The following is a 13437-nucleotide window of genomic DNA, read 5'->3' as shown; positions in this document are numbered from 1 at the left end:
TCGGGCCCCTAGTACTTCAGGAGGTTCGCGTCGTCGACGGAGGCGGAGCGGCGCGTCCGCTGCATCGTCACGATGATCGCGAGGCCGACCACGACCTCGGCCGCCGCAACGACCATCACGAACAGCGCGATCACCTGGCCCTCCAGCGTTCCGTGCTGGCGGGCGAAGGTGACGAAGGCGAGGTTCGCGGCGTTGAGCATGAGCTCGACGCACATGAACACGATGATCGCGTTACGCCGCGTCAGAACCCCGGCGGCGCCGATGGTGAACAGCAGCGCCGAGAGGTAGAGGTAGTTCGCCGGGTTCACTCCGTACCGCCTCTCCCCAGCGGCCGTGCCGTGCGGGACTCTTCCACGTCCTCACCCGCGAGAAGTTCCTCCGGCGTGACGACCTCGTCCGGGGTGCGCATGTCGCCGCGCTCGCGCAGCGTGGTCGACACCGACAGGTCCGACGGCGTGCCGTCCGGCAGCAGCGCCGGCATGTCGACCGCGTTGCTGCGGGCGTAGACACCGGGCGGCGGCAGCTGGGTGACGATGCCGCCTTCCTTGAAGCGCTGGATCGAGCGCTCCCTCTGTGTCAGCTTCTGGCCGATCTGCTCGCGGTGCGCCAGCACCATCGCGCCGAGCGCGGCGGTGATGAGCAGCGCGCCGACGACCTCGAAGGCGAAGACGTAGCGGGTGAAGATCAGCTCCGCGAGGCCCTCGACGTTCCCGCCGCGCGCGTTGTTCGCGGCCTCGAGGCCGACGAACCCGCCGACGTCGGCGTTGGCGAACCCGGCGATCAGGAGGATGCCGAAGCCGAGGCCTGCGAGCACCGCAGCGATGCGCTGGCCCTTCAACGTCTCGACGAGCGAGTCGGACGAGTCGACGCCGACCAGCATCAGGACGAAGAGGAACAGCATCATGACCGCACCGGTGTACACGACCACCTGGGCGACCGCGAGGAACGGAGCGGCCTGCACGGCGAAGAACATCGCCAGGTTGACCATGACCATCGCCATCCAGAGGGCCGAGTGCACGGCCTTCCTGGAGGCGACGATCGCCAACGCGGCGAACACGGTGATGGGAGCGAGGATCCAGAAGAGGACGGCCTCGCCCGTGGAGGTGCTGTTCACTGCGCCGACCCCTCCTCGCGCGGACGGAACAGGGAGGGATCCGCACCGGTGACCTTGCCGGCGTAGTAGTCCTGCTCCGTCGTGCCCGGGTACATCGGGTGCGGAGCGTCGACCATCCCCTCCAGCAACGGCGCGAGCAGTTCCTGCTTGGTGAAGATCAGGCTCTCGCGGCTGGAGTCGGCGAGCTCGAACTCCGTCGTCATGGTCAGCGCACGCGTCGGGCAGGCCTCGATGCACAGGCCGCAGAAGATGCAGCGCAGGTAGTTGATCTGGTAGACGCGGCCGTACCGCTCCCCCGGCGAGAAGCGCTCGCCGGCGAGGTCGTCGTTGTCGGCGCCCTCGACGTAGATCGCGTCCGCCGGGCAGGCCCATGCGCACAGCTCGCAGCCGACGCACTTCTCCAGCCCGTCCGGGTGGCGGTTCAGCTGGTGGCGCCCGTGGAAGCGCGGGGAGATGCGGGGTCCGCCCTCCTTACCCTTCACCTGCTCCGGGTAGAACTCCGTCGTCTTCTTCCGGAACATCGCTCCGAAGGTGACGGCGAACCCGGCGAGGGCATCGGTCAACTTAGCCATCGAGCTCGCCCCTTTCCGGCTCGAAGCCGGTACTCGACCGCAGGCCGGCGCCGCTGGTTGTCACCGGAACCTGACCCGGCATCGGCGGAACGGGGTAACCCCCGGCGAAGGGATCGAACTCGGCCACCGGCTCGGGTTCGTCCTCCTCGGGCTTGGCCCGCACCACTTCCCAGACCCACGTGAGCAGCAGCAGCGCCGCCAGCACTCCGGCCGCGACCAGCACGATGTTCTGGACGTCGTGGCCCTCGTTGCGCAGCGCCTGGATCGTCGCGATCAGCAGGATCCAGCCGATGGAGACCGGGATGAGCACCTTCCACCCCAGCGCCATGAACTGGTCGTAGCGCATCCGGGGCAGCGTGCCGCGCAGCCAGATGAACAGGAAGATGAAGCACAGCAGCTTGCCCATGAACCACAGCACCGGCCACCAGTTCTCGTTGGCACCCGGCCAGATCGGACCGCCGAGCGGCCACGGCGCCTGCCAGCCGCCGAGGAACAGCGTGACCGCGAGCGCGGAAACCGTGGTCAGCGCGATGTACTCACCCAGGAAGAACAGCGCGAACTTGATCGAGCTGTACTCGGTGTGGAAACCACCGACCAGCTCACCCTCGGCCTCGGGGAGGTCGAACGGCGGGCGGTTGGTCTCACCGACCATCGCGATGACGAAGACGATGAACGACGGCAGCAGCGCGATGCCGTACCAGAGGTCGGACTGCGCGGCGACGATCTCCGACGTCGACATCGAGCCCGCGTAGAGGAAGACGCCGACGAACGAGAGCGCCATCGCGAGCTCGTAGCTGATCATCTGCGCGGTCGAGCGCAGACCACCGAGCAGCGGGTAGGTCGAGCCCGAGGACCAGCCGGCGAGGACGATGCCGTAGATCGCGGCGCTGGACGCGGCGAGGATGAACAGGACGGCGATCGGGGTGTCCGTCACCTGCAGGACGGTCTTCTCACCGAAGATCGACACCTCGGGGCCGATCGGGATCACCGCGAAGGCGAGGAACGCACCCGTCGCCGAGATGACCGGCGCGATCACGAACACGGCCTTGTCGGCCGCCTTCGGGATGATGTCCTCCTTCAGCATCAGCTTGATGCCGTCGGCCAGCGACTGCAGCGAGCCGTTCGGGCCCACGCGGTTCGGGCCGACGCGTTGCTGCATCCAGGACACCGCGCGCCGCTCGAAGACGATGTTGAACAGCGTGATGACCATGAGGAACGCGAAGATGGCCACGCACTTGATGAGCATGATCCACCACACGTCGTGGCCGAACTGCGCAAGGTGCGAGCCGTCCGCGTCGGCGAGCAGGACGTCCTGCTGCGCGAACTGAAGCCCCGTCACAGGGAACCTCCCGCGTGAATGCGGACGACGGCGCCGGCGTCGACCCCGAGATCGCGGCGGACCGCGCTGCCCGGGGACTTCATCGGCAGCCAGACCACCCGGTCCGGCATGTCGGTGACCGTCAGCGGCAGCGTGACCGTGCCGCGGTCGGTGGTGACGACGACCAGGCCGCCGTCGGAGGCGCCGATCTCCTCCGCCGTGGCGGCGGAGAGCCGGACGACCGGCTTGCGGGCCGTGCGGGCCAGGTGCGGCTCGCCGTCCTGCATGCGACCGAGGTCGAGCAGCAGGTTCCAGCTCGCCAGCACGGCCTCGCCGAGCCGCGGCGCCGGAGCGTTCGGGGCGGGGACGTTCGACGCCGCGACCGGGCCGCTCCACCGGCCGAGGGCCGCGAGCTCGTCCCGCGCCGCCGCGCCGTCGCGCAGTCCGAGCGAGCGGTCCATCTCGTCCGCGATCGCTTCGAGCACCCGCAGGTCCGTCATCGGGGACGCACCCTGCAGCGCCTGCGCGAAGGACCGCATGCGGCCCTCCCAGTTCAGGAACGTCCCGGACTTCTCCGCGACCGGCGGGACCGGGAAGACCACGTGGGCGCGCTCGGTGACCTCGCTCGCGCGGACCTCGATGGAGACGAGGAAGTCGACGAGGCTGAACGCGATCAGCGCGTTGGACGGGTCGGGCAGGTCGTCGGCGTCGACGCCGGCCACGACCAGCGAGCTGATCTGGTGCGCGGAGATCGCGGCGAGGATCCCGGCGGTGTCGCGACCGGCCAGGCTCGGCAGGGACTCGACGCCCCACGCCGCCGCCACCTGGGCGCGAGCCTCGGGGTCGGCGACCGGACGGCCACCCGGCAGCAGCGTGGGCAGCGCACCGGCCTCGACCGCAGCGCGGTCACCGGCCCGGCGCGGGATCCAGGCGACGCGTGCCCCGGTTGAGGACGCAAGGCGGGCCACCGCGGACAGCGCGCCCGGTGCGACCGCGAGGCGCTCGCCGGCGAGGATCACGGCGCCCGGCTGCCGGAGCAGGTCGGCGACCTCCCCGCCGGAGCCGAGCGAGTCCAGCACCGCGGCCTCGCCGCCGGGCACGGTCGGCAGCAACCGGCCGCCGGCCTTCGCGAGACCGTTGGAGGCGAACGGGGCGATCGAGAAGATCGGCATCCGCCGCGCCAGGTGCGCCTTGCGCAGCCGCAGGAAGATGCTCGCGGCCTCCTCCTCGGCCTCCAGGCCGACGAGCAGGACGGCGGGCGCGGCCTCGATCGCACCGAACGTCACGGCGTTCGGGGTCCCGGCGAACAGACCCTTGCCGGCGACGTGCGTCGCGAGGAAGTCCGCCTCCTCGGCCGAGTGGCCGCGGGAGCGGAAGTCGATGTCGTTGGTGTCGAGGCAGACCCGCGCGAACTTGGCGTACGCGTAGTTGTCCTCGAGCGTGAGCCGACCACCGGTCAGAACAGCCGCCCGGCCGCGGTCGTTCTCCAGCCGCTCGGCGACGAGGGCGAGCGCCTCGCGCCAGGAGGCCGGCTTGAGTTCCCCGTCGGTGTCGCGGATCAGCGGGGTGGACAGACGGTCAGGACGGGTCGCGTAGGTGAACGCGAACCGACCCTTGTCGCAGTTCCACTCCTCGTTGACCTCGGGGTCCTCCGCCGCGAGGCGACGCAGGACCTTGCCGCGCCGGTGGTCGGTGCGCAGCGCACAACCGCCGGAGCAGTGCTCGCACACGCTCGGCGTCGAGACCAGGTCGAACGGACGCGACCGGAACCGATAGGCGGCCGAGGTGAGCGCGCCGACCGGGCAGATCTGGATCGTGTTGCCCGAGAAGTACGACTCGAACGGGGCGTTCTCGTAGATCGAGACCTGCTGCAGAGCGCCACGCTCGAACATGTCGATGAACGGGTCGCCCGCGATCTGCTTGGAGAAACGGGTGCACCGGGCGCACAGGACGCAGCGCTCGCGGTCGAGCAGCACCTGCGCGGAGATGTTCACCGGCTTCGGGAACGTCCGCTTCTGCTCCGTGAATCGGGAGTCGGCGCGGCCGTTCGACATCGCCTGGTTCTGCAGCGGGCACTCGCCGCCCTTGTCGCAGACCGGGCAGTCGAGCGGGTGGTTGATCAGCAGCAGCTCCATCACGCCCTGCTGCGCCTTGTCGGCGACCGGGGAGGTGAGCTGGGTCTGCACGACCATCCCGTCCGCGACGGTGGTGGTGCAGGACGCGAGCGGCTTGCGCTGGCCCTCGACCTCGACCAGGCACTGGCGGCAGGCACCGACCGGGTCGAGCAGCGGGTGGTCGCAGAACCGCGGGATCTGGATGCCGATCTGCTCGGCGGCCCGGATGATCAGCGAGCCCTTGGGAACGCTGACCTCGATGCCGTCGATCGTCAGCGTCACGAGGTCGACGGGCTTGGCGAGCTCGCCGCCCGGGTTGCCGGACGGCGGAACGGTGACGGTCATGCCGGAGCTCCCGCGAACAAAGTCGACGCAACCGGGTCGAACGGACAGCCACCCTGCAGGTGAGCCAGGTACTCGTCCCGGAAGTACTCGATGGAGGAGGTGATCGGGCTGGTAGCACCGTCGCCCAGCGCGCAGAACGAACGGCCGAGGATGTTGTCGGAGATGTCGAGCAGCTGGTCGATCTCCTCCGGGCTCCCCTGGCCGGCCTCCCACCGCTTGAGCAGGCGGACGAGCCAGTAGGTGCCCTCACGGCACGGCGTGCACTTGCCGCAGGACTCGTGCGCGTAGAACTCGGTCCAGCGCAGCACGGCACGCACCACGCAGGTCGTCTCGTCGAAGATCTGCAGCGCCTTGGTGCCGAGCATCGACCCGGCGCCGGCGACACCCTCGTAGTCCAGCGGGACGTCGAGGTGGGCGTCGGTGAGCAGCGGGGTCGACGAGCCGCCGGGCGTCCAGAACTTCAACTTGTGCCCGGCCCGCATGCCGCCGGCCAGGTCCAGCAGCTCCCGCAGCGTCACGCCGAGGGGTGCCTCGAGCTGGCCGGGGTTCGCGACATGGCCGGAGAGCGAGTAGAGCGTGTAGCCCTTGCTCTTCTCGGTCCCCATCGACTGGAACCAGGACGCCCCGCCGAGCACGATCGACGGCACCGACGCGATCGACTCGACGTTGTTGATGACGGTCGGGCAGCCGTACAGCCCCGCGACCGCGGGGAACGGCGGCCGCAGCCGCGGCTGGCCACGACGGCCCTCGAGCGAGTCGAGCAGCGCCGTCTCCTCGCCGCAGATGTAGGCGCCGGCGCCGGCGTGCACGACGATCTCGATGTCGTAGCCGGAGCCGAAGATGTTCTTGCCGGCGTAGCCCTTGGCGTAGGCCTCCTGCACGGCCTTCTGCACCCGGCGGATGACGTGCAGGACCTCACCGCGGATGTAGATGAACGCGTGGGTCGCGCGGATCGCGTAGGACGCGATGATCACGCCCTCCACGAGCACGTGCGGGTTGGCCATCATCAGCGGGATGTCCTTGCACGTGCCCGGCTCGGACTCGTCCGCGTTGACGACGAGGTAGTGCGGCTTGTTGTCCCCCTGGGGGATGAAGGACCACTTCATGCCGGTGGGGAACCCGGCGCCGCCGCGACCGCGGAGGCCGGAGTCCTTCACGAGCGTGATCAGGGCGTCGGGCTGCAGCTGCAGCGCCGTGCGCGCGGCCGCGTAGCCGCCCCGGCGCTCGTAGCCCGCCATCGTCCAGGAGTCGGCGTCGTCCCAGTGGGCCGACAGAACCGGCGTCAGCATGCTCAGATCCCCCCGTCCGGCATGGCGGGTGCGCGGTCGCCGCGTTCCTTGGCGTACTTCAGCCCCAGCAGCGAGGCGGGGCCGGCGGAGACGCCTTCGTCGGCGCGACCGTCGGGGAAGCCCGCGAGCACCCGCGAGGCCTCCTTCCACGTGCAGACGCGGTTGGCGCCGCGCGTGGGGGCGACCGGGTCGCCGCGACGCAGCTTGTCGACGAGCTCCTTCGCGGAGGTGATCGTCTGGTTGTCGAAGAACTCCCAGTTGACCGTCATCACCGGCGCGTAGTCGCAGGCCGCGTTGCACTCGATGTGCTCGAGCGTGACCTTGCCGTCGCCGGTGGTCTCGTCGTTGCCCACGCCGAGGTGCTCCTTGAGCGCGGAGAAGATGGCGTCGCCGCCCATGACCGCGCAGAGCGTGTTCGTGCAGACGCCGACGTGGTAGTCACCGATCGGGCGGCGCTTGTACATCGTGTAGAACGTCGCGACCGCGCCGACCTCGGCGACGGTGAGACCGAGCTCCTCGGCGCACATCGCGACGCCCTCGGGGCTGACGTAGCCCTCCTCCGCCTGGCACAGGTGCAGCATCGGCAGCAGGGCCGACCGAGGCTCCGGGTACCGGGCGATGATCGCGCGCATGTCCTCGCGCGTCTTCTCAGACAGACTCAACGGTCCACTCCACCCATGACGGGGTCGATCGACGCGACCGCAGCGATGACGTCGGCCACCAGGCTCCCGTTGCTCATCGCCGCGGTGGACTGCAGGTTCACGAAGCCCGGGTCGCGGAAGTGCACGCGCCAGGGCTTGGTGCCCCCGTCGGACACCATGTGGCAGGCGAGCTCACCGCGCGGGGACTCGATCGCGGTGTAGACCTGGCCGGCCGGCACGCGGAAGCCCTCGGTCACCAGCTTGAAGTGGTGGATGAGGGATTCCATCGACTCGCCCATGATCTTCTTGATGTGCTCGAGCGAGTTGCCCATGCCGTCGCCGCCGAGCGCGAGCTGCGCCGGCCACGCGATCTTCTTGTCGGCGACCATCACCGGGCCCGGCTGCTTCTCCAGCCGCTCCACGCACTGGGCGATGATCTTGATCGACTCGCCCATCTCGTTGAGCCGGATGATGTAGCGGTCGTAGGCGTCGCAGTTCTCGCCGGTGACGACGTCGAAGTCATAGGTCTCGTACCCGCAGTACGGCTGCGACTTGCGCAGGTCGTGCGGGAGGCCCGTGGCCCGGAGGATCGGACCGGTGACGCCGAGAGCCATACAGCCCGTCAGATCGAGGTACCCGACGCCGACGGTCCGGCCCTTCCAGATCGGCTGACCGTTGAGGAGCTTGACGTAGTCCTTGTGCCGCGAGGGCCAGACCTCGATCAGTTCCTTGATCTTCGCGATCGCCGTGTCCGGCACGTCCTGGATCACGCCGCCGGGGCGGACGTAGGCCATGTTCATCCGGAGGCCAGAGATCTCCTCGAAGATGTCGAGGACCATCTCGCGCTCACGGAAGCCGAACATCATGCCGGTGATCGCGCCGAGCTCCATGCCGCCGGTGCCGATGGCGACCAGGTGCGAGGAGATGCGGTTGAGCTCCATCATCAGCACGCGGATCACGTTGGCCCGCTCGGGCACGTCGTCCGTGATGCCGAGCAGCTTCTCGACCGCGAGGCAGTAGACCGTCTCGTTGAAGATCGGCGAGAGGTAGTCCATGCGCGTCACGAACGTGACGCCCTGGGTGAAGGTCCGGTACTCGGTGTTCTTCTCGATACCGGTGTGCAGGTACCCGATGCCGCAGCGCACGTCGGTGACGGTCTCGCCCTCGAGCTCGAGGATGAGCCGGAGCACGCCGTGCGTCGACGGGTGCTGCGGACCCATGTTGACGACGATGCGCTCCTCGGGAGCCTCGCCGAGCTCGGAGATGAGGCTGTCCCAGTCGCCACCGCTGACGTGGAAGACCTTGCCCTCGGTGGTGTCGGACGCCGAGGCGTAGGCGTCACTCGAGGCCGAAGTTGAAGTCTGGGTCTGATCACTCATCAGCTGTACGACCTCCGCTGGTCGGGCGGCGGGATGGTGGCGCCCTTGTACTCCACGGGAATGCCACCGAGCGGGTAGTCCTTGCGCTGCGGGTGACCGGGCCAGTCGTCCGGCATCATGATCCGCGTCAGCGCCGGGTGGCCGTCGAAGATGATCCCGAAGAAGTCGTAGGTCTCGCGCTCGTGCCAGTCACAGGTGGGGTAGACCGAGTACACCGACGGGATGTGCGGGTCGGCGTCGGGCACCGACACCTCGAGGCGCAGCCGCCGGTTGTGCGTGATCGAGAGCAGGTGGTAGACCGCGTGCAGCTCGCGCCCGGTCTGCTCGGGGTAGTGCACGCCCGAGACACCGGAGAACATCTCGTAGCGCAGCGCCGGGTCGTCGCGCAGCACCTGGCAGACCTGGAGGATCGCATCGCGCCGGATGTGGAGCGTCAGCTCGCCGCGGTGCACGACGACGGCCTCGACGGCCTCCTCCCAGCTCGAGCCGGAGACCAGCAGTGCACGGCGCAGCGCGTCGGCGGCGTCGTCGAACCAGCCGCCGTAGGGCGCCGAGACCGCGCCCGGCATCGTGATCGGGCGGACCAGACCGCCGTAGCCGGAGGTGTCGCCGGAGCCGCGCGAGCCGAACATGCCCTTGCGGACGCCGATGACCTGGCCCGGCCCCGACGGGGGGTTCTCGGGCTGGGTGTGGGCCGGGTGCTCGACGGCCTTGCCGAAGTCGTCCGTCACCGCAGGAGGCCCTTCATCTCCGACGTCGGGAGCGCCTGCAGGGCGGCGGCCTCGAGCTCCGCGTTCTCGCGGGCGGCGTGCGCGCCGAGCTTTGTCGAGCCGACTTGCTCGTGCAGCTTGAGGATCGCGTCGAGCAGCATCTCCGGCCGCGGCGGGCAGCCCGGCAGGTAGATGTCGACCGGCACGATGTGGTCGACGCCCTGGACGACCGCGTAGTTGTTGAACATGCCGCCGGAGCTGGCGCACACACCCATGGCGATGCACCACTTCGGGTTGGGCATCTGGTCCCAGACCTGGCGGACGACCGGCGCCATCTTCTGCGTCACGCGACCGGCGACGATCATCAGGTCGGCCTGGCGCGGCGAGGCGCGGAACGCCTCCATGCCGAACCGCGCGATGTCGTAACGACCCGTCCCGGTGGCCATCATCTCGATGGCGCAGCAGGCGAGGCCGAAGGTCGCCGGCCACAGCGAGCTCTTCCGCATGTACCCGGCCAGACCTTCGACCGTGCTCAGCAGAAACCCGCTGGGGAGCTTTTCTTCGATCCCCATGCGTCGACTCCTTCTCGGGCGGTGTGGTTCAACGGGACCCGCAGCAGGTCCCGGTGGCGGACGGCCGAACTCAGGTGTTCCAGTCCAGGCCGCCGCGCCTCCAGACGTAGACCAGTGGGATGAAGACCGTGACCATGAACAGCATCATTTCGACGAGGATCGCGATGCCGAACGAGTCGAACGAGACGGCCCACGGGTACAAGAAGATGATCTCGATGTCGAAGATGATGAAGAGCATCGCGATCGTGTAGTACTTCACCGAGAACCGGCCGCCGCCGATCGGCTGCGGGGTCGGGTCGATGCCGCACTCGTAGGCGTCGAGCTTGGCGCGGTTGTAACGCCGCGGGCCGGTGAGCGCGCCCATGACGACGGAGAACGCGGCGAAGCCGAAGCCGAGCGCGGCCAGTACCGCGATCGGGATGTAGACGTTGCCGTCCATCTCGCCGTCTCCTTCCTGGACTAGTACGTGCGGGCGGTCAGTACTGCGAACTCAGGCGCTGGGCGCGAGCTTGGACAGGGCGTTGATGACCCGGTCCGACGCGTCGCCACCCTTGGGGTCGGTCAGGTTGGCCAGCAGCTTCAACGTGAACCGCATCAGCGCCGGCCGGGGCAGGCCGTGCTTCGTCGCGAACGACATGAACTGGGGGTTGCCGATCATCTTCACGAAGACCCGGCCGAGCGTGTAGTAGCCGCCCCAGGCGTCCTGCAGGGCCGAAGGGTACGTCTCGAGGACGCGCTCGCGCTGAGCCCCGGTCCGGCCGAGGGCCTGCACGACGACCTCGGCGGCCATCGCACCGGACTCCATCGCGTAGGCGATGCCCTCGCCGTTGAACGGGTTCACCATGCCGCCGGCGTCACCCACGAGCAGCGCGCCGCGGGTGTAGTGCGGCTGCCGGTTGAAGCCCATCGGCAGCGCGGCACCGAGGATCTGACCGGTGCGGTTCTCTTCGGTGAAGCCCCACTCCGGCGGGCAGGACGCCATCCAGGCCTTGAGCATCGCGCGGTAGTCGGTCTTGCCGAACGCGCAGGAGTTGTTCAGGACCCCGAGGCCGATGTTGCAGGTGCCGTCGCCCACCGGGAAGATCCAGCCGTAGCCCGGCAGAAGTTTGCGCTCGCCGCGGGACGTGTCCCACAGCTCGAGCCAGGACTCCAGCCAGTCCTCGTTGTGACGCGGGCTCTTGTAGTAGGTGCGCACCGCGACGCCCATCGGGCGGTCCTCGCGCTTGTGCAGGCCGAGCTCGAGCGAGAAGCGCGACGAGTTGCCGTCGCAGACCAGCACGATCGGGGCCTTGTAGGTGACCTCACTGCGGTCGGCCTGCTTGGCGACGACACCGGCGACGCGGTTGTTCTTGTCGAAGACCGGGCCGGTGACGTTGGTCTGCTCCAGCAGCCGGGCGCCCGCCTTCTGGGCGTGCCGGGCGAGCGTCTCGTCGAAGTCCATTCGCGTACGGATCAAGCCGTAGTCGGGGTAGGAGCCCAGCTCGGGCCAGGGCAGCTCGAGCGTGTGGCCGCCGCCGACGATCCGCAGACCCTTGTGCTTGAGCCAGCCCTCGGTGTCGGTCGGCACACCCATCGCGAGCAGCTGCTTCACCGCGCGCGGGGTCAGACCGTCGCCGCAGACCTTCTCGCGGGGGAACTGCGTCTTCTCCAGCACGAGCGTCGACAGACCCGACTGCGCGAGGTGGAACGCCGCCGTGGCCCCGGCGGGACCGGCGCCGATGACGAGAACGTCGGCGTCTCGATCCGTGCTTGATTGCGCGCTCATGCGAGTCGTCTCCTGCCTGGCTGCCCCGGGGTGACCGCACATCGGTCACGCGCAGCGCCCGGGGTCGTACTACGCACGCTTGTGAACGTCTTCACGATTGCGTGCGGTGCAGAGTCTATTGCGTCCGCGGAGTGCGCCCGACAGCGCCCGGCAGGCGCCGGCGACTACCCCGGGAGCCCGGTGAGCAGAGCGGCGCGGTCGACCCCGAGACGCTCGAGGGCGCCGGCCAGGGTGCCGCGTTCGCCCTCGAGCGCGGCGCGGAGGACGAAGCCGCTGCACAGCGGGGACCGGTCGGCCTTCGCCAGGGCGACCGCACGCTGGAACACCGTCTGCAACGACCCCGCGGAGCGATAGGGGCCGCGCGGCGACCCCGGGGGCGGCAGGGCGGCGTCGATCGCGTTCTCGTCGACGTCGAGGCCCACGCCGGCGACTGCCTCCGCGTGCTCGGCCCGAATCGCGCCGCGCAGGTCCTCGGCGCTGACGCCGACGGCGCGCAGCGCCGCGGCTGCCCGACCGTCCGGCAGGTCCAGCGCCGCGAGCACGAGGTGCTCGGCGCCGGGTCGGTCGACACCCTCAGCCTGCGCGTCCCGCTCGGCGGCCGGGAGCAGGTGATTCATCAACGTCAGGTCAGCCTTGGCACGACGCAACTTGCCGAACATGCGGTCCCCTCCGGTCGGATCGGCACACGTCAGTGGACGCGCCGCGCGTACTTCTTGTGCACCGCCTGCTTGGTGACGCCGAGCGCCTCGGCGATCTGCACCCAGCTCCAGCCCTGGTCGATCGCCGACTGGACCGCCGCCGCCTCCAGCCGGTCAGCCAACCGGCGGAGCGCGACGACCGCCGGCAGCGCCTGAGCCGGATCGCCGGGGTCCGGCACCTTCTCGACCATCGTCGGTCAACCGTAGTTGACACAGCGCACTCTTGTCAACCAAGGTTGACGGACGGCAGGATCGCGGCATGACCACGCGGGTTCACAATTTCTCGATCTCCCTCGACGGCTTCGGTACCGGGGAGGGGCTGACGTTCGACGCACCCTTCGGTTCTGCGGGCCACCGCCTGCACGAATGGATGATCGCGACCCGGTTCGGGGCGGCGATCGTGGGCCGGGCCGAGGGCACTCAGGGCGTCGACAACGCCTTCGCCGAGCGCCACAGCCCCGGGATCGGGGCCGAGATCATGGGCCGCGGCAAGTTCGGCCCCCAGACCGGCCCGTGGACCGACCTGGGCGCGGAGGACGAGTGGCGGGGCTGGTGGGGAGAGAACCCGCCGTTCCACACCCCGGTGTTCGTGCTGACCCACCACCCGCGCCCGCCGCTGGAGATGGAGGGCGGGACGACCTTCCACTTCGTCGACGCCACGCCGGCCGAGGCGCTCAAGCTCGCCCAGGAGGCCGCCGGCGGCCTCGACGTCCGCATCGGCGGCGGGGTGAGCATGCTCCGCGACTTCCTCGCCGCCGACCTCGTCGACTGGATGCACCTCGTCCAGGTCCCGATCGTCCTCGGCCGCGGTCAGCGACTCTGGGACGGCCTCGAGGGCCTGGACGAACGCTTCGCCGTCGAGGCCACGCCCTCCCCCAGCGGCGTCACCCACCTGGTCTTCAGCCGCCGCTGATCTGTGG

At 69.6% G+C, this 13437-nt stretch carries 15 protein-coding genes; 1 reads left to right on the top strand and 14 read right to left on the bottom strand.

Features of this window, described 5'->3' with window-relative positions:
- Positions 1-8 precede the first annotated feature (8 nt).
- The 14 genes from nuoK to SPOPO_RS0113480 form a co-directional block, all read right to left on the bottom strand.
- Positions 9-308, bottom strand: coding sequence for an NADH-quinone oxidoreductase subunit NuoK (nuoK, locus tag SPOPO_RS0113545; RefSeq protein ID WP_019875360.1), 300 nt, complete (start codon positions 306-308; stop codon positions 9-11).
- The gene (locus SPOPO_RS29505) at positions 305-1114 is read right to left on the bottom strand and encodes an NADH-quinone oxidoreductase subunit J (RefSeq protein WP_019875359.1); all 810 of its coding nucleotides are present in this window, start codon (positions 1112-1114) and stop codon (positions 305-307) included. Before SPOPO_RS29505 ends, nuoK begins: the two co-directional genes overlap by 4 nt.
- Entirely contained in the window at positions 1111-1686 is a 576-nt protein-coding gene (gene nuoI / locus SPOPO_RS29500; protein ID WP_033385035.1) for an NADH-quinone oxidoreductase subunit NuoI, read from the bottom strand. Before nuoI ends, SPOPO_RS29505 begins: the two co-directional genes overlap by 4 nt.
- Positions 1679-2932: an NADH-quinone oxidoreductase subunit NuoH gene (gene nuoH, locus SPOPO_RS0113530; RefSeq protein WP_051098573.1), complete on the bottom strand. Its 1254-nt coding sequence runs from the start codon at positions 2930-2932 to the stop codon at positions 1679-1681. The genes nuoI and nuoH overlap by 8 nt, the downstream gene beginning before the upstream one ends.
- Positions 2933-3021: 89 nt before the next feature.
- Positions 3022-5463, bottom strand: coding sequence for an NADH-quinone oxidoreductase subunit G (locus tag SPOPO_RS0113525; RefSeq protein WP_019875356.1), 2442 nt, complete (start codon positions 5461-5463; stop codon positions 3022-3024).
- Positions 5460-6758, bottom strand: a complete 1299-nt coding sequence (gene nuoF / locus SPOPO_RS0113520; protein ID WP_028984765.1) for an NADH-quinone oxidoreductase subunit NuoF — start codon at positions 6756-6758, stop codon at positions 5460-5462. The genes SPOPO_RS0113525 and nuoF overlap by 4 nt, the downstream gene beginning before the upstream one ends.
- Positions 6755-7414: an NADH-quinone oxidoreductase subunit NuoE gene (gene nuoE / locus SPOPO_RS0113515; RefSeq protein ID WP_033385034.1), complete on the bottom strand. Its 660-nt coding sequence runs from the start codon at positions 7412-7414 to the stop codon at positions 6755-6757. Before nuoE ends, nuoF begins: the two co-directional genes overlap by 4 nt.
- Complete coding sequence (locus SPOPO_RS0113510; protein WP_019875352.1) at positions 7411-8772, bottom strand: NADH-quinone oxidoreductase subunit D; 1362 nt, start codon at positions 8770-8772, stop codon at positions 7411-7413. The genes nuoE and SPOPO_RS0113510 overlap by 4 nt, the downstream gene beginning before the upstream one ends.
- Positions 8772-9503, bottom strand: a complete 732-nt coding sequence (locus SPOPO_RS0113505; RefSeq protein ID WP_019875351.1) for an NADH-quinone oxidoreductase subunit C — start codon at positions 9501-9503, stop codon at positions 8772-8774. The genes SPOPO_RS0113510 and SPOPO_RS0113505 overlap by 1 nt, the downstream gene beginning before the upstream one ends.
- A complete protein-coding gene (locus SPOPO_RS0113500) occupies positions 9500-10054 on the bottom strand; it encodes a NuoB/complex I 20 kDa subunit family protein (RefSeq protein ID WP_019875350.1) in 555 nt (184 codons plus the stop codon). Before SPOPO_RS0113500 ends, SPOPO_RS0113505 begins: the two co-directional genes overlap by 4 nt.
- Before the next feature lie 70 nt (positions 10055-10124).
- The gene (locus tag SPOPO_RS0113495; RefSeq protein ID WP_019875349.1) at positions 10125-10493 is read right to left on the bottom strand and encodes an NADH-quinone oxidoreductase subunit A; all 369 of its coding nucleotides are present in this window, start codon (positions 10491-10493) and stop codon (positions 10125-10127) included.
- A gap of 51 nt (positions 10494-10544) precedes the next feature.
- On the bottom strand, positions 10545-11819 hold the full coding sequence (locus tag SPOPO_RS0113490) for a geranylgeranyl reductase family protein (RefSeq protein WP_019875348.1): 1275 nt from the start codon (positions 11817-11819) through the stop codon (positions 10545-10547).
- 164 nt (positions 11820-11983) lie between these two features.
- Positions 11984-12478 (bottom strand): Clp protease N-terminal domain-containing protein, encoded by a 495-nt coding sequence (locus SPOPO_RS0113485; RefSeq protein ID WP_019875347.1) that lies wholly within the window; start codon positions 12476-12478, stop codon positions 11984-11986.
- Between the two features lie 29 nt (positions 12479-12507).
- Positions 12508-12708, bottom strand: a complete 201-nt coding sequence (locus SPOPO_RS0113480; RefSeq protein ID WP_019875346.1) for a hypothetical protein — start codon at positions 12706-12708, stop codon at positions 12508-12510.
- 68 nt (positions 12709-12776) lie between these two features.
- Between SPOPO_RS0113480 and SPOPO_RS0113475 the strand changes: the two genes are divergently transcribed.
- Complete coding sequence (locus SPOPO_RS0113475) at positions 12777-13430, top strand: dihydrofolate reductase family protein (RefSeq protein WP_019875345.1); 654 nt, start codon at positions 12777-12779, stop codon at positions 13428-13430.
- Positions 13431-13437 lie beyond the last annotated feature (7 nt).

This window comes from Sporichthya polymorpha DSM 43042, assembly GCF_000384115.1.
Lineage (GTDB): Bacteria > Actinomycetota > Actinomycetes > Sporichthyales > Sporichthyaceae > Sporichthya > Sporichthya polymorpha.
The sequence above is the reverse complement of the archived record's forward strand: the minus strand, read 5'-3'. Positions and strand labels throughout refer to the sequence as shown.